Genomic DNA, 16,339 nt, shown 5'->3' with positions numbered 1-16,339 from the left:
CGGTCAGTTGAGGTAGAAGACGACGGCGCCGGGGACGTCCTCGCGCCGGATGTCGAGGTTGTCCACCGGCAGGTCGCCGGCGTCCTCCCACGAGGTGCCGGCGATGTGGTCGGTCAGCAGCACCACTCGGCGGACGCCGATCGAGTCCAGATAGTCGATGCTGGTGGCGTCGGGGAAGCCGGCGACCTTGGCACGTAGTTCGCTCTGTCCCTGTGCGCCGAAGCCGCCCCCACCGTTCGCCATGTCCTGGAACTTCGTGGTGCTCCAGAGCTGGACGGTCTGGTCGGTGAGTTCGGCTGTCGGCAGCACCAGCATCGGGCCCGCCACGGTACGCATGGCCTGCGGCTGGGGTGGCACGATCGGGTGCGCTGTGGTGTTCCAGCCTTCCAGCACCACCAGGAACAGTGGGATCAGTGTGGTCAGGCGCAGCCACGGACCCGGCCACGGTGGGATGCGCAGCGCCGCCATGTGCTCGGCACGCCGGACGAAGTCGTCGACCGCTCCGGCGGCGAGAATTGCCAGCAGCAGCGTCACCCACAGCATCAGGCGGCCCGGGATGCGCAGGTCGAACGAGGCCGGGAAGTGCCCGAAGAGCGGCAGGTAGGTCCAGCGGCCGTCGAAGAACGACGTGCCCAGGGTGAAGATGATCGCCACGGCCAGCCCGGTCAGCAGCACCAGCCGGTGCCGGAACCGCCAGATCGACAGGAAGAGGCCGGCGAGCGCCAGTGCGTACAGGACGAAGCCGGGCAGCAGTGACATCTCGGCCGCCCATCCGAGAGTGGAGCGGGGCGTCTCGTGAGCGGCGCCCCAGATGCGCGACTCGGCCGGGCCGATCAGCAGGCTGTGCACCGGCGGCGAGAAGAAATCGATCTCCTCGAGGCGGGAGCCGCTGTCGTCGACCCGGATGTACGGCACCGCGATCAGGATGGCGGTCGCCGCGAAGATCGTCGCACCCATGATGTTGATGTTGGTCAGCAGCACTCCGACGAGCGGATTCCAGCGGGGTTTCCGCCGCACCGGAACCGGCCGCCGGAAGAACCGCAGCCAGCTCTGCTTCCGCGGGGGGCTCGCCGCCCCCTCCGATTCCACAGCCGGCTGGATCGCGGTGTCCGTCTTGCCTGCCTTCGCGCCGGCAGCCTCCTTCACAGCCGTGTCTCCGGAGGTCGCAGCCGTGTCTCCGGACTTCACGGCCGTGTCTCCGGACTTCGCAGCGTCTGTCGCGGCGGACGCCGGCGCGCCTGCCTTCTCGCCAGGAGTCGGGGGGCCGGCGGGGACGGCGCCGTCCCGTGCGCCAGATGCGCCCTTGTCGGAGGTCGTCGTGCCGGGTGCGGTCGCCTTTTCTCTCTCGCCGGATGCCCCTGGGCCGGGTGTGGCCGTCGGGTCTTCCTTGCCGGATGCCGCTGCGCGGGGTGTGGCCGTCGGGTCTTCCTTGCCGGATGCCGCTGCGCGGGGTGTGGCCGTCGGGTCTTCCTTGCCGGATGCCGCTGCGCGGGGTGTGGCCGTCGGGTCTTTCTTGCCGGAATTTGCGGTGGTGACAGCGGCCGCGTCGGGAGTGCGGCCAGGCGGAGGCGATGCGAACGCCGCCGTCTCGTCCTTCTTGTCCGGCGTAGCGGCAGCGGGCGCGACTCCCACTTCTTTGTCGCCGGACGCCGAACCAGGGGCCGCACCGCTGGTGGAATCTTTTCCGTCAGCCGTGGCTGGTGCTGAGGGCCGGCTCTTCGTGCTGAGCGCGGCACCGCCTGTGTCGGGCGCGGCGGCTCGTATCGCCGCGTCGGCCTGCTCGCCGGGAGGTGTGGTGGTGAGCGCGCCCTTTGTGCCCGGCGCCCCGGTAGGGGCAGCAGTGCCAGGCTCTGCGCTGGTGGCCGCAGTGCCTGGCGCCGGAGCAGGGGTGGCAGCGCCCAGCGGTGGGCCGGTCAGGGTGGCGGCCGCGTCCTTCTCGCCCGGCACCGGGGCGGTCAACGCGGCCACCTCACGGCGGTCCTTCTTCTCGCGGCGGTAGCGGAGGAAACCGCGGACGGCATGGAACGCCGAGGCGATCATCAGGGTGATCAGGAGCAGAGCCAGGACGTACGCGAACGGGACACCCAGCGAGAAACCAAGGGTGAGTTGCCAGATCGCGACGATCCAGCCGCCGATCGCCCACAGGCCGCTGCGGCGCTCGGGGCGGAAGCCGTGCCGTAGTGAGTAGCCGTGGCCGCGCGCGAGCATGGCGAGCGCCAGGGGGATGCCGCCGGCCGAGATGATGTCGAGGTGGCCCTCCTGCGCCAGCCGCCACGGGGCGTAGGCGAACGCGACCGCCGCTACCGCCGCCCCCGTGCGCCGGGCGCCGAGCTGCCGCACCAGGGCGTAGGCGCCGATCACCAGCAGGGCGTGGGCCAGCACGAACAGCACGTTGTAGCGCAGAATGGCCGCGGCCGGGCCGGTGCCGATCATCCCGGCCAGCGCGTAACCGAGGAGGCTGTCGCCGAAGGCCAGGCCGTCGGTCGCCGGGAAGTAGGCGTTGGCCTGCCACAACCGCACCGGATCGGTGATCAGGATGTGCCCGATCCAGGACACCTGCCAGGCCTGCCGGGACGGATCGCCGAGGTCCTGCGGGAGGGTGTGCATCGGGTAGCGCAGAGCCGGCCATGTCATCGCCACGGCCAGCAGGCAGGCGGAATAGATCAGCAGGGCGTACTCATGGATGAAACCGCGTAGCACCGCCCGGACTCCACGACGGAGACGGCCCGGTCGCTGATCCTGGGTCTGAGCGAAAACGGTCCAGGGGTCCGGTGGGGCACCGGGCGGCCGGCTGGACGGGAGGGCCTTGCGTGGCCGGGACTCGGCAACGGTCTTCAGTGGACCGTCACCCGAGTTGTCGGAGGAGATTGTCGCACCGGAGCCGGCCGACGCTGATTTGCCGGGTTCGTTGATCTTCGAGCGGTCCGCCTTGACTTCTTCGCCTGAATTGTCCAGGTCAACAGCGGTCTTTGTGGTGCCTGAACTGTCAGTCGCCATCCGCGCCGACGCGCCGGACGCAGCGTCACCCGAAGCGGAAGGCATGGCCTTCGCCGAGCCGGCGCCAACGGCCGGCGGCACCGCCGACGTCTTCTTCCGCAGAAGTCCGAATCGGCGGCGCGGAGTCCCCGGTCGCGGACCAGGCGACGCCGACCCTGCGGCCCCGAAGCCGGTCCCGGACGCAGATCCGGAAGCGGACGACGGCGTGGATGAAGGAGAAGACCCCGACCCGGACGGCGGCGTGGGAGAGGACGCGGTCCCAGATCCGGACGGCGGCGTGGATGAAGGAGAAGACCCCGACCCGGACGGCGGCGTGGGAGAGGACGCGGTCCCAGAAGCGGACGGCAGCGTCGAGGAAGTCGCGGTCCCAGGGGCGGACGGCGGCGTGGAAGCAGGCGCGGTCCCAGGGGCGGACGGCAGCGTCGAAGAAGGCGCAGACCCGGAGGTGCCTGCGGGCGCAGGAGAAGAACCGGAAGTGGGCTCGGAAGCGGACGCGATCGGTTTCGGCTGCTCGGTCATGACCCTCCCCGGAGGCGGTGCGTCAGTTGCCCGCCCGCTCCCGCAGTAGGGCGATGTCAGCGGCCTGCCCGTCGATCCCGCCAGGCGTCTCCACAATGGCCGGAGCGCCGGACGCACGGATGGCGGCGACCACCAACTCGGTGTCGATCTTCCCATTACCGAGGTTGTCGTGACGGTCCTGACCCGAGTCGAATCCACCCTTCGAATCGTTGGCATGGATCAGATCGATGCGCCCGGTGATCGCCTTGACCCGGTCGACGATGCCCACCAGATCCTCCCCGCCGGCGAAGGCATGGCACGTGTCCAGGCAGAACCCGGCGCCGAACGAACCCACCGCGTCCCACAGCCGGGCCAGGGCGTCGAACCGCCGGGCGCACGCGTTGTCGCCACCCGCCGTGTTCTCGATCAGGACCGGCAACGGCAGGCCACCGTCGCTCTCCGCATACTCGAAGGCTTTCCGCCAGTTGGCGAAACCGGCCTCGAGGTCGGCGCCCGATCCGACGTGGCCACCGTGCACGATCAGGCCTTTGGCGCCCAGCTCGGCGGCCGCGCGGGCGTGGGCCATCAGCAGCTTACGGCTCGGGATGCGGATGCGGTTGTTGGGCGACGCGACATTGATGATGTACGGCGCGTGCACATACACCTCGATGTCGGAGGCCCGGATCCGATCGGCGTCCGCACGTGGCTTGGGCGAGTTGTATTTCTGTGGGTCGGTCAGGAAGAACTGCACGGCCTCGGCGCCGCGGGCGGCGGCCTCGGCCAGCGGGTCGGCGGAATCGACGTGGGCTCCGATGCGCATGGGACGAGCCTACGACGCGGGTACGACGCTTTCCCTCCGCGTCACCGCGCTCCACAGCGAGTCGTTACCTCCATTGATCTTTGCTGACGGATGCCGGCGCGAGCCGGTGTTGAACTGGGGGATGGCGCATGTCACGGCAGTTCCGATACCGGATGGCGGCGCTGGGGCTGAGCGCGCTGCTCTTCGGTGCTCCACTGCTCGCGAACGGGACGGCGAGCGCCGACCAGTTCGAGGCCGACGACCGGCAGGTGAGTTTCGGCGGTATCGGCATGTTCGGGCTGTCCTGCGGCTCCCGGCCGAGTGTCGAGGCGATGACGGTGCCGGCCAGCAGCGTGGTCCGGTTGATCAACCAGACCGGGCACGACGCCCAGCTGCGGCTCGCCGGCGCGCCCCGGGGCATCGTGCCGGCCGACGGGACCGCCGACGTGGTCTTCCGGCGGGGGACCACGGTGGTGCAGCTCACGCCGGAGTGCTCGTTCGGGGACGACGCGCTGCCGATCCTGATCACCGCGGCGCCGTCGGCTTCGTCCCAGCCGCCCGGCCCGATCCCGGCGCCGGCGAACGGTGGCGACTCGACGATGATGTCGCGCCCCGCGACCGGGTCCGGCTCGTCCGCGCGTACCTCCGGCTCGGTGCTGCCGGACTCGATCGCTCCGCTGGACGAGCCCACCCGTACCACCGCGAAGGACTCTCGGCGCGTAGCGCGCAAGGCCGCCGAACGACGGACCGCGACGGCCAGGCGGGCCTCGACCGCCGCGGCGCAGGCGCCGAGGGGCGTCAGCCCGAGGATCAAGAGCAAGAGCTTGCGGGGTACGGCCGGAGTCGGCGTTCCCGCGTTCGAGGGCATGCCTGCGGGCGGCCATGAGCCGGCGGTGCCGCCCGTGCCTCCGCCGGACGTGTCGGAGTCGCCGTCGGCCGCGGACGGTGGTGTGGCTGCCCCGTCGACAGCGGCCGGTCCGGGAAGTTTCGACGCGGCTCAGCCGGTGGCCTCGGTCGGGCGGATCGAGGACGGACATCCGCTGGGCCTGCTGGGGCTCACCGCGCTGGTCTGCATCCTCGGTGTAGCAACCGCGGCGATTCGGGCAATCGTGTCGCAACGTGCATCACGTACAAATCTGGCGTAAGCTCTTTTTTGAAAGCTCCGCGGGGCGTACGCGTCCAACCTCATCGGTGTGGTCGTTCCTCCCCAGGTCCCACCCAACGAATCGGGCCGGACGCCCCGCGGCTCTCTACCGGCGACCTCGTCCCACGGACGGGGTCGCCGTTTTTGGGTCGGAAGCCCGGCCTGGGTATGCTGGCTCGGTTCGCAGTGTGTCCGCCGTGGGCTCCTATCGCCTACGGCTTTCTTCTGCGAGCGACACAAGACCTCCTGCCACGGAGAGACCGTGGCCGCCTAGCCCACAGGAGGTGAGAACGTCTTGCGTCATTACGAACTCATGGTGATCCTCGACCCTTCGCTCGAGGAGCGCACCGTTGCTCCGTCGCTCGACCAGTACCTGAACGTGATCAGGACCGCGGGTGGCTCGGTGGAGAAGCTCGACGTCTGGGGCCGTCGCCGGCTCTCGTTCGAGATCAACAAGAAGGCCGAGGGCATCTACGCGGTCGTCGACCTGCAGGCGACGCCCGAGGCCGTGGCCGAGCTGGACCGTCAGCTCCGCCTCAACGAGTCCATCCTGCGCACCAAGGTCATCCGTCCCGAGACCCGCTGAGCCGTTTTTGTCAGAGGGTCCTGAGACCCTTTGCATCAACGACCCGAGCGGCGAGGAGAAGTTTCATGGCTGGAGAAACCGTAATCACGGTCGTTGGCAACCTGGTCAACGACCCTGAGATGCGTTACACCAACTCGGGCGCGGGTGTCGCCACGTTCCGCATCGCCTCGACGCCGCGGACGCTGGACCGGCAGAGCGGCGAGTGGAAGGACGGCGAGGCGCTCTTCCTCACGTGCAACATCTGGCGTGAGGCCGCCGAGCACGTCGTCCAGTCGCTGCAGCGCGGCGCCCGGGTGATCGTGCAGGGCCGGCTGCGTCAGCGGTCCTACGAGACCAAAGAGGGCGAGAAGCGCTCCGTTTTCGAGCTCGAGGTCGACGAGATCGGCCCGTCCCTGCGCTACGCCACGGCGACGGTGCAGAAAGCGGTCCGGTCCGGCGGCGGCGGTGGCTTCGGCAACTCCGGAGGCGGCTTCGGCTCCGGTGGCGGTGGCAACCGGCAGTTCGGCGGCAACGGTGGCAACAGCGGTGGTGGCGGTCGTGGCAACAGCAACGACTTCGACGACCCCTGGGCCACGGCTGCGCCGGCGTCCGGCGGCCGCTCCGGCGGTGGCGGCAACTCCTCGTTCGACGACGAGCCTCCCTTCTAAGCCCCTCAGGGCTTTCCAGATCACCAACAGGAGTTTGAGCAATGGCTAAGGCTGCGGCGCTTCGCAAGCCGAAGAAGAAGGTGAACCCGCTCGACAAGGACGGGATCACCTACATCGACTACAAGGACACCGCTCTCCTGCGGAAGTTCATCTCCGACCGCGGCAAGATCCGTGCCCGCCGCGTCACCGGTGTGACCTCCCAGCAGCAGCGGCAGATCGCCCGCGCGGTCAAGAACGCCCGTGAGATGGCGCTCCTGCCGTACACGGCGACGGCGCGCTGAGAGGGGGCACCGAGATGAAGATCATCCTTACCCAGGAGGTTTCCGGCCTCGGCACCCCCGGCGACATCGTCGAGGTGAAGAACGGTTACGGCCGCAACTACCTGCTCCCGCAGGGGTTCGCGATCCAGTGGACCAAGGGCGCCGAGAAGCAGGTCGTCGTGATCAAGCGGGCCCGCGAGGCTCGTGAGATCCGTGACCTGGGCCAGGCCAACGAGGTCAAGGGCCAGCTGGCCGGCCTCAAGGTCACGCTGAAGGCGCGCTCCGGCAACGGTGGCCGTCTGTTCGGCTCGATCACCCCGGCCGAGATCGTCGACGCCGTCAAGGCCGCCGGTGGTCCCGCCCTCGACCGTCGTCGTCTCGAGCTTCCGGGTCACATCAAGACCACGGGCTCGTACAACGTGCAGGTCAAGCTCCACCCCGAGGTGACCGCGACGTTCCCGGTGAACGTGGTGGCCGCCAAGTAGTCGTCGTACTACGCCGAAACGGCGCGCCGGGCCCTCGCCCGGCGCGCCGTTCTCGTTGCGGCTGCCGGCCACGGCCTGCGGCCTCGGGATGACCGCTGCGCCGGGCGGCTCGAAGTCCAGCGGGATGGATGCGGTGCTGGGTGGCTTACGGCGCAGGTGGATGGCTGCGGCGTGCCGGGAGGTTCAGCTCAGGCTGTTGCCGGTGATGGCCGAACTCAGCACGGTGGCCAGGCCGCCGCCGACCACGGCCGCGGCCAGGCCGACGCTCGCCGATTTCCAGGCCGTCGTGGCGGTCCGCAGGCCATACGCCACCAGCATGCTCAGCAGCAGCGCGATGCCGAAGCCGGGGGCGGCGTCGGCCAGCGTGTCGAAGGCATGACCGCTCTGACCGCTGTTGACCACGAAGATGCCGATCACGAAGAGGACGACCGGCACGCCGTACCACGCCACGGTGTAACCGACCGCGGCCAGCGGGCTTCCGGTGTCCTCCTGCTCCTCGTCCTCGTCCTCCGGGTCGAGCAGATCGTTCTGCTTGTTCAGGAGGAAGTCGCCGCCACCCATCGGGCGACGCTCGTAGGAACCGGTCCCCTGGAAGGCGCCGGCGCCCCGCCGAGGCGGCCAGGACGTGTCCTCCTCCACCGCGACGCCACCGGCGCCCGTGGCGCCCGGCGCGGCGATCACCGAGGTGGCGCTCAGGGCCAGGTTCGACGATCCATCGACCGCGGCTGAACCGCTTGGCCGAAAGGGAGGAAAGTCCGACGTGCTGTAACGGTGGGACTCGCCCTCGGCCAGCTCACTCTGGCGGGACAGCTCTCGGCGCCAGTCGGTCTCACCGTCCTGCCCGGCGCCTCGGTAATCGGCCCCGCGCCGGCCGGCGCGTTCGGCAGCGAGCCAGTCCGCCAGCGGCGGACGGTCGCCGAAGCCGCCACCCGAGGGCGGCGGAGGATCGTCACGGTCACCCCGGCCACGCCGGGACGAGGTGTCGGTCAGCGGGTCCGGCCAGCGACCGGAGAGGTCACCGGAGACCTGGGCGCTGCCGTACGCCGGTTTCTGCTGCTCGGCCCAGGCCGGCCCGGACGTCGGCGCCGAACCGCCCGCGGGCAGGGCGCGAGCCGACCCGAAACCGGGGCGACGCTGCGGCTCCGGCGGCTGGTCGTAAGGCGGCTGGTCGTAGGGTGGCTGGTCGTAGGGCGGCGGGTCGTAGGAGGACGGCTGAGTCGGGATCCCCTGACCGCCGCCATACGCCGGACCGCGCTGCGGCTGCTGCTGACGCTCCTGGTCGAGCCAGGACGTCTCGGATCCGGCGCCACCACCGTAGCCGGGCCGCTGCGGCGACTGCCGTTGCTGGCGCTCCTGATCCAGCCAGGACTGACCACCGGCGGGCCGCTGTGGGTCGGGCCGCTGCTGGCGCTCCTGGTCGAGCCAGGACGGGCCGCTGGCCGGCGCGGCGGGCAGCTCGCGGGCACCGTACGCCGGCTGTTGCTGTGCCGACGGACCGGCCGGAAGCTCACGCTGACCGCCACCGTATGCCGGCCTCTGGGGCTGGGCCGAAGGCCCGGCGGGAAGCTCCCGTGCGGCGCTGCCGAAACCACTGCGCGGCGCCTCCGCGCGCGACTGGCCGTAGCCATCGACCGGAACGTCACGCCGGCCACCGCCGTACTCCGGCTCCTGCCGGCGCGGCTCGTCCCGGTAGGCGCGGCGGCGCGGCTCCGGCTCGCCCGGCTCGGACCACTGCTGTGGCCCCGGCCGGCCGTCCTCACGCGGATGGCCCGAGGCGGCGTAACCCGAGGCGGGATAGCCCGGCCCGGAACGGCCGGTGTCGCCGTAGCCCTCCGGCTCGCCACCGGGGCGACGGCTCTGCCGGGACTGGCGCGGCTCGGGCGGAACCTGCCACGCCTGCGGGCTCAGCGGCTCCTCAGCGGGCCGGGAAGGCTCGCCGGCCCGTCGGCGGCCACCGGAGTACCCCTCGGCGCGGAACTCCTCCTCAGCGCGGCCACGACGCCCGGGACGGCCCTCGTCGATCGGCGCGCTCCCGGCGGACCAGCCGCCACCGCTGGTGTTGCCGGCCGGGATCGAGCTGCTCGGCAGCGGCCCACCCGGCACCCCACCGGCCGGCTCGTCCCGCCGCGGCATGCGGGCGGGCGGCTCCGACTGGTCTTTCATCGACTCCCGACGGGCCGCCTCGGCACGCCACGCCAGGACTCGCGGATCGTCCTCGGCACGGCTCCATTGCCCGGTGTCCGGGTCGCGGGTCCAGTTGCTGGTGTCCTGGTCGGCATCCCAGGAAGCGGTGTCCTCACGCCAGTTCGTCGTGTTCGCGTTGTACCGCCGGCGATCCGTGCCGCCGCCACGCCGGGCGCCCGGCTCCGGACGGCCCGGCTCGGGGCGGGACTCCTCGGCCTGCCGCCGCCGGTCACGCCGGGACGGCGCCTCGGATCGTGCGCCCCAGGCGGGCTGCTCGTCCTGATCCTGGACGACGGGGATGCTGCCGGTGTCGGTGTGGTCGGCCCAGTTGTCCGCCGCCGACCCGCTCGACCAGCCACTGCCGCCGGACGGCGCCGGATCGGCCTCCGCAGCACGCCGGCGGCCGACCCGGGTGGGCCGGTCACCGTAGCCCGCGTCACGACGCCAGGCCGCCCGATCGTCCTCACGGACCAGGTGACGGGCGTCGTCGGCGGCGGAGCGCTGCCAGCCGGGCGCGTCGGCGCGCTCCCAGCGGGTCATGCCGGTGGTGTTCTCCCCGGGGCCGGGGCGGCCGGGATCGCTCCAGGTCGAGCCGGTGGAGGCCGCGGTCGACCAGGTCCCGGCGCCGGTGTCGGCGGCGCGGCGGCGCGACGGGGTCTGCGGCTGCTGCCAGGAGGGCGCCTGCGGCGTCGGCGCGGACGGCTGCTGCCACGAGGGTGTCTGCTGCGGCTGCTGCCAGGACGGCGTCGAGGCGGCCGGGGTCTGCGTGGACGGCTGCTGCCAGGTCGGCATCTGCGTGGACGGCTGGCGCCACGACGGCGTCTGCTCGACCGGCGTGGTCGCCGCCGGCAGATCGGGGCGGCGCTGCCAGGACGACGACGTCTCCGGGTCGGTGCGCCGCCAGGACGGCGTCTCGGTGGCCGGCTGCCGCCAGGACGGCGTCTCGGCGGCGGGCTGACGCCACGAGGGCGTCTCGGCGGCGGGCTGACGCCACGACGGGGTGCCGCCGGACTGGTCGGTCGGGGGTGACTGACGCCACGACGGGGTCTCCCGATCGGAGCCGGTCTCCCACGCGGTGCCGGGGATCGACGGTTTCTCCCGCTCGGCGGCCTCGTCCTCGGCGCGCCACGCCTCGGTGGTGGACCGCCAGACGTGCGAGCCGGTCGACGAGCGCCACTCGGTGGTCTGCCGCCAGCGGGCGCCGGTGGCCCGCCACTCGGCGGTCTCGGTGCGCCAGCCCACACCGTCGGCCGGGAAGGTCGGGCGACCGGCGGGGGTGACCTCGGAGGACCACCGGTTCACCGGCTCGATGGCCTGGCCACCACCGCCGTAGGGCTCGACCTCGGACTGCTGGGCCCAGTCGTCGGCCCGGCGCTGCCAGGCCAGGGCCTCGTCACTCGGCGCCATGCTTCCGGTGTCGGTCAGTGAGGCCCAGCGCGACTCCGGCTCCTCGATCTCCGGCTCCCGGGTGGGCCAAGAACCCGCAGCGCGCCGAGGGCGCGACATGCGGGTCCCGTAGTCCCACTCCCGTTGGTCCACCTGGAAAGGGTGACGTGCCCGAAGCGGAACCGCAACGCCTCAGTGCGACTGCTTGCTCACCCGACTAGCTATTTCCGCAGATCCTGACTTGTTTCTGCCCTCCACAGGTGGGGACGACGAATCCCCTGCTCGGGTTCGTTGCTCCGAGAGTTGTCCACACCGTGTGCACAGGGCTACCCACAGAGTCACCGGAGATGTCCACAGGTTGTCCCAAGACTCGTCCACCACGGCAGTTGGGCTGGTGGCGGCGGGGTTCGTACAGTGGTCCAGCCTTACGAGCCGACTTCGACCTTCTGCGAACCACTGAATCCCGTACGGGATCAGTCGAAGGGGTTGTAACCGAGACGGTTCGACCGTGAGGCGGCCATGGCCGAGTGGAGGGGGAGACCGGTGTCGATCACCGACGACGCGAGGCCCGAGTCACGGCCGCCGTCCCAACCCGGCTCCGGTGGTGGCAACTCCAGCGGAGGCGGGGGCAACAAGGGCGGCGGCGGCAACAAGGGGGGCGGCGGTGGATTCGACGGCGGATCCTTCGACAAGGCGCCACCGCAGGACGTCGCGGCCGAGCAGGGTGTGCTCGGCGGCATGCTGCTGTCCAAGGACGCGATCGCCGATGTCGTCGAGATCCTCAAGGTCAACGACTTCTACCGGCCGGTGCACGCGACGATCTTCGACATCATCCTCGACCTCTACGGCCGCGGTGAGCCGGCCGACGCCCTGACCGTCGCGGCGGCCCTGGCCGACCGGGGTGACCTGCAGCGGATCGGCGGCGTGCCCTATCTGCACACCCTGATCGAGAGTGTGCCCACCGCGGCGAACGCGTCCTACTACGCCCGGATCGTCTCGGAGCGCGCCATCCTGCGCCGTCTGGTCGAGGCGGGCACCAAGATCGTGCAGCTGGGTTACGGCACCGGAGGCAACGGCGGCCGTGACGTCGACGACATCGTCGACCTGGCACAGCAGGCCATCTACGAGGTCACCGAGAAACGGGTCAGCGAGGACTTCGCGGCCCTCGGCGACATGCTGCAGCCCACCCTCGACGAGATCGAGGCGGTCGGTGCGGCCGGCGGTGTGATGACCGGCATCCCGACCGGCTTCCAAGACCTGGATCGTCTGCTCAACGGTCTGCATGCCGGCCAGCTGATCATCGTGGCCGGTCGTCCCGGTCTCGGTAAGTCGACGGCGAGCATGGACTTCGCCCGCAATGCGGCTATTCAGTACGGTCACGCCAGCGCGATCTTCTCGCTCGAAATGAGCAAGATCGAAATGGTCATGCGTCTGCTCTCCGCCGAGGCGCGTGTGCCGTTGCACACACTGCGTTCCGGCCAGCTCTCCGACGATGACTGGACCAAACTCGCCCGGCGCATGGGCGAGATCAGTCAGGCGCCGATCTTCGTCGACGACACGCCGAACATGAACCTGATGGAGATCCGGGCCAAGGCGCGCCGCCTCAAACAGCGGCACAACCTGCGCCTCCTGGTCATCGACTATCTCCAGCTGATGTCCTCGCCGAAAAAGACCGAGAGCCGTCAGCAGGAGGTCTCCGAGCTCTCCCGTGGTCTCAAACTGCTGGCCAAGGAGATCGAGTGCCCGGTGATCGGCGTCAGTCAGCTGAACCGTGGCCCCGAGCAGCGGACGGACAAGCGCCCCCAGCTGTCCGACCTGCGTGAAAGTGGCTGCCTCACCGCCGATACCCGCGTATTGCGTGCCGACACCGGTGCGGAGACGACGATGGGTGAACTCTTCGCGACCGGGGCCCGAGACGTGCCCGTCTGGGCGCTCGACGAGCGGTTGAAGTATGTCCGTCGCCACCTGACCCACGTCTTCAGCACCGGAGAGAAGCCGGTTTTCCGTATGCGGCTCGCGTCGGGTCGAGAAATTCGTGCGACCGCCAACCATCCGTTCCTGACCTACGACGGCTGGACTCCGCTCGGTGAGCTGTCCGTCGGTGGCCGGATCGCAGCCCCCCGTCATGTCTGCGCACCCGAGCAACTCACCCAGTGGGACGACCGGCAGGTGATCCTGCTCGCCCACATGATCGGTGACGGCTCGATGGTGGCACGGCAGCCGATCCGCTACGCCAGCATCGATGAGGCGAACCTTCAGGTGATGACCGACGCCGCTCGGTATTTCGGGATCACCGCCGTCCGTGATGAGTATGCGGCTGCGAGGTGCACCACCCTCCGGCTGCCGGCTCCCTACCGGTTGACTCATGGACGCCGGAACCCGATTGCGGCTTGGATGGATGGTCTCGGGCTTTTCGATAAACGAAGCCACGAGAAGTTCGTCCCGGATGAGGTCTTCGCCCTGCCGAAAGAGCAGATCGCGCTCTTCCTGCGTCACCTGTGGGCGACAGACGGCTCGGTCTGGGTTCGCCCACCAGGCAAGAACGGCCCGGTGGGACAGGTGTATTACGCATCCACCAGCCGGCGCCTTGTCGATGATGTTGCGCGGCTTCTGTGGCGGTTCGGTATCCAGTCTCGGATCAAGACGGTTCGCAAGAGCGGCTACCGCGACGGCTATCACCTCTATGTGTACGGCGTCGCCGATCAGGAGGCGTTCTGCCGAGTCATCGGTGTGCACGGCGCGCGAGGTGAGACAGCCGAAGTGCTACGCCAGAAGTTGTTCGACATGAAGGCGAACACCAACGTCGACACGATTCCGCGTGCGGTCTGGGAGCGGGTCAGGGACATCATCGACGAGCGCGGCATGACGCACCGCGAATTCGCTTCCGCGATGGGGACCCAGTTCGCTGGAAGCGCTATGTGGAAGAGCAACCCGTCCCGGGACCGTATCGCGCGGGTCGCCCGGCTCCTGGAGGACAATGAGCTGGAGATGCTCGCCACCAACGATGTGACTTGGGACGAGATCGTCGCCATCGAACCGGATGGGGTCGAGACGGTCTATGACGCCACGGTCGCCGGCGCGCACAACTTCGTGGCCAACGGAATCGCCGTGCACAACTCGATCGAGCAGGACGCCGACGTCGTGATCCTGCTGCACCGTGACGACTACTACGACAAGGAGTCGCCACGCGCCGGCGAGGCCGACTTCATCGTCGCCAAACACCGAAACGGCCCGACCGACACCATCACGGTGGCGGCGCAGCTGCACCTCTCACGGTTCGTCGACATGGCGATCTGAAAGCCCTTTTTCGTACGGTCGGGAGCGTTCCACAACCGCATCCGAGTCCGTTTCGGGCCTACCCCGCGGCGTCTGCGTAATGCGTGGCCCCAAGGCGGCTCACGCGCGTACAGGAAACGGCGACATTTCCGAAAGGCACAGGTTCGTCGTCACTGAATGCCGGAAAAAGGGATTGTTGCCGGGCGCGGCATCGAGGGTGGGAACCGCGGCCCGGCGCGGGAGCGTGGACCGGTGACCCTGGGATGGGGGCCGGCGGTCCGAAGACTGGTTTCTCGGTGAAGGTCGAGCTGAACAGACGTATCGAGCCCGGTTTCACATGGGGGATCGTGCCGGCGTGATCAGGCGCCGTCGGTGGAGCGGTGGTTGGCGACCAGCTGCTCGATCTGGCGGGACTTGCCGGCCGAGGCGTGCTGGACGGTCTCCACGATGATGCGGGCGAGGGTGTCGACCGGCCATTCCCGGCAGGCGTCCTGGTTGAGCCGCAGGTCGACGAGGCGGCCGTCGGCGTCCACAGTGGCGCGGACCTCGCCGGTCTCGGACTCGGCGCTCACCTGCATGGTGGCAACACTGCGCTGAAGTTCGTCCACTCCGGAGCGGAGTTCCTCGTATCGGCCGTAGATGTCTTCCAGATCGGTGCGCAGAGTGGGGTCGGACGCACGATCAGCGGTTTCAGTCACGGTTCTTCCTCCGTTCGCCGCGACAGGGGGCGGACGTGAGAATACCCAAGATCGGCGACGTTGCGTATTCCGGTAACTTCGTAACGCACACGAAAAGAGAGGCTTATCGAAATAGCTCACTTTTAAGTGACGATACGGTTCCGCCTTGTGACTACCAAGAGTGAGTAAGAACACGTCCTCGAGGTGGGCTTCACGGAGACGCACGCGAGTTCCCGCAGCTGGACCCGGCACTGTGGAGCTTCGGTCCGAACGGAGACATGACGCTGCGTATCGGAGGCGCGGGTTGTGGGCGCAGAAAATTATGGGTGGACCCGGCTTCCCACGGTGGAGATGAGCCCGCAGGGGAGCCGCTCCGGCGGTCGGCCGGGGGCCGCTGTCGGTCATGGCATCAGCCGTTGACCTGGTCGGCCGGGAAAGAGCCGGCGGCGAGGTCAGTTCGTGGGTCGAGCCTTCGGCGGTGAGGGCGCGGCGGGGTCCTCGCCCTCCAGCCGAAAGCCTTCCTGCAGTGGGCCGCCGGTGTGGTTCAGGATGGCGAGTATCGCGGTCACCAGTGGTTCGCGGTTGCCGTCGGTGAGGGCGGACTGCTGGGCGGACATGAGCTGAGCCGGTAGGGCGGGGTCGAGTTCGGCCAGTCGGCGGGGCAGCCACTTGCCCCGGGCTGACCAGCGGTTCTCGGCCAGGAGCAGCAGGTCTGAGGCGGCCAGGACGAGGGTCGCGGCGAGGAAGGCGATCTCGACCGGGTCGGCGCAGCCGCGCAGGTCGTCGAGCAGATCGGTGACCAGGTAGCGCTGGAAGGCGAGCGTGTCGGCAGCCGGTGCGGGCGGGCCGGCGGCGAGAAGCTCGGTGGCCTCCGCGCGGTAGGCCCCGGCCCGGCCGTCGGCTTCGATCAGCGTCACGCCCTCGGCGACCATCCGCAGAAGTGGGGTGCGCCGGTGGGAGATGTTCTGCTGCCAGTAGTGCCGGAGAGACGTCGGCGTGTACACGAACCACTCGACCAGCTGACCGTCGTGTCGCAACGTCTCCCGGAACGAGGCGGGCCTTCCGTCCAGGACGACGACGATGTCCAGATCGGACCACGGGGTTCGGCGGGCGGTCGGCGAACTGCCGCCGAGGAACGCCGCGTGTGCTTGTGGGAACCGGTCCGCCACGAGCCGGGCAGCCAGGGCAGCAGGATCATCCGACACGGATCACACCGTGCCACATCACCGAGCGCGAGAGGCCGGTGGCCCGGCGCGGGGTGCCGCAGAGCCGGCAGGCACACGGCCCGGCCGGCGGCGACCCGAGGGTGCCGGGCAGGCCACGACGCCGTCGGTGAGGAGACAAGGTGACTGCCTCCTCACCGACTGCACGGCCTCGTCACGCAGCCCGGTGCCTGGGCC

Annotated in this window: 12 protein-coding genes; 7 read left to right on the top strand and 5 right to left on the bottom strand. The window is 69.9% G+C overall.

What is annotated here, in order from left to right:
- Positions 1 to 3 precede the first annotated feature (3 nt).
- The gene (locus tag BM290_RS51165; RefSeq protein ID WP_425319654.1) at positions 4 to 2,700 is read right to left on the bottom strand and encodes a hypothetical protein; all 2,697 of its coding nucleotides are present in this window, start codon (positions 2,698 to 2,700) and stop codon (positions 4 to 6) included.
- Positions 2,701 to 2,854: 154 nt separating this feature from the next.
- Here BM290_RS51165 and BM290_RS48845 point away from each other — a divergent pair, with 154 nt between their 5' ends.
- Entirely contained in the window at positions 2,855 to 3,565 is a 711-nt protein-coding gene (locus tag BM290_RS48845; RefSeq protein ID WP_177320114.1) for a hypothetical protein, read from the top strand.
- On the opposite strand, the gene BM290_RS41445 is transcribed toward BM290_RS48845, so the two are convergent.
- Entirely contained in the window at positions 3,539 to 4,315 is a 777-nt protein-coding gene (locus BM290_RS41445; RefSeq protein WP_093621458.1) for a deoxyribonuclease IV, read from the bottom strand. The genes BM290_RS48845 and BM290_RS41445 overlap by 27 nt on opposite strands.
- Before the next feature lie 128 nt (positions 4,316 to 4,443).
- On the opposite strand from BM290_RS41445, the gene BM290_RS41440 reads away from it, so the two are divergent.
- The 5 genes from BM290_RS41440 to rplI all read left to right on the top strand — a co-directional run bounded on the left by BM290_RS41440 (position 4,444) and on the right by rplI (position 7,416).
- On the top strand, positions 4,444 to 5,439 hold the full coding sequence (locus BM290_RS41440; RefSeq protein ID WP_093621457.1) for a hypothetical protein: 996 nt from the start codon (positions 4,444 to 4,446) through the stop codon (positions 5,437 to 5,439).
- A 294-nt stretch (positions 5,440 to 5,733) separates the two neighbouring features.
- A complete protein-coding gene (gene rpsF, locus BM290_RS41435; RefSeq protein WP_014448192.1) occupies positions 5,734 to 6,024 on the top strand; it encodes a 30S ribosomal protein S6 in 291 nt (96 codons plus the stop codon).
- Positions 6,025 to 6,089: 65 nt separating this feature from the next.
- Positions 6,090 to 6,671 carry a single-stranded DNA-binding protein gene (locus BM290_RS41430; protein ID WP_093621456.1) on the top strand — a complete coding sequence of 194 codons (582 nt, stop codon included), beginning with the start codon at positions 6,090 to 6,092 and terminating at the stop codon, positions 6,669 to 6,671.
- A 41-nt stretch (positions 6,672 to 6,712) separates the two neighbouring features.
- A complete protein-coding gene (gene rpsR / locus BM290_RS41425; protein WP_007073789.1) occupies positions 6,713 to 6,952 on the top strand; it encodes a 30S ribosomal protein S18 in 240 nt (79 codons plus the stop codon).
- Positions 6,953 to 6,966: 14 nt separating this feature from the next.
- Positions 6,967 to 7,416 (top strand): 50S ribosomal protein L9, encoded by a 450-nt coding sequence (gene rplI / locus BM290_RS41420; RefSeq protein ID WP_043529634.1) that lies wholly within the window; start codon positions 6,967 to 6,969, stop codon positions 7,414 to 7,416.
- A 183-nt stretch (positions 7,417 to 7,599) separates the two neighbouring features.
- On the opposite strand, the gene BM290_RS41415 is transcribed toward rplI, so the two are convergent.
- A complete protein-coding gene (locus tag BM290_RS41415) occupies positions 7,600 to 11,139 on the bottom strand; it encodes a hypothetical protein (protein WP_143134129.1) in 3,540 nt (1,179 codons plus the stop codon).
- Positions 11,140 to 11,505: 366 nt separating this feature from the next.
- Here BM290_RS41415 and BM290_RS41410 point away from each other — a divergent pair, with 366 nt between their 5' ends.
- On the top strand, positions 11,506 to 14,283 hold the full coding sequence (locus tag BM290_RS41410; protein WP_275413311.1) for a replicative DNA helicase: 2,778 nt from the start codon (positions 11,506 to 11,508) through the stop codon (positions 14,281 to 14,283).
- 338 nt (positions 14,284 to 14,621) lie between these two features.
- Here the strand turns inward: BM290_RS41410 and BM290_RS50420 are convergent, their stop codons facing one another.
- A complete protein-coding gene (locus BM290_RS50420) occupies positions 14,622 to 14,960 on the bottom strand; it encodes a YbaB/EbfC family nucleoid-associated protein (RefSeq protein ID WP_239143883.1) in 339 nt (112 codons plus the stop codon).
- Positions 14,961 to 15,391: 431 nt separating this feature from the next.
- The gene (locus tag BM290_RS41400; protein WP_143134128.1) at positions 15,392 to 16,144 is read right to left on the bottom strand and encodes a nucleotidyltransferase domain-containing protein; all 753 of its coding nucleotides are present in this window, start codon (positions 16,142 to 16,144) and stop codon (positions 15,392 to 15,394) included.
- Positions 16,145 to 16,339 lie beyond the last annotated feature (195 nt).

Source organism: Actinoplanes philippinensis (assembly GCF_900113015.1).
Taxonomy (GTDB): domain Bacteria; phylum Actinomycetota; class Actinomycetes; order Mycobacteriales; family Micromonosporaceae; genus Actinoplanes; species Actinoplanes philippinensis.
The sequence above is the reverse complement of the archived record's forward strand: the minus strand, read 5'-3'. Positions and strand labels throughout refer to the sequence as shown.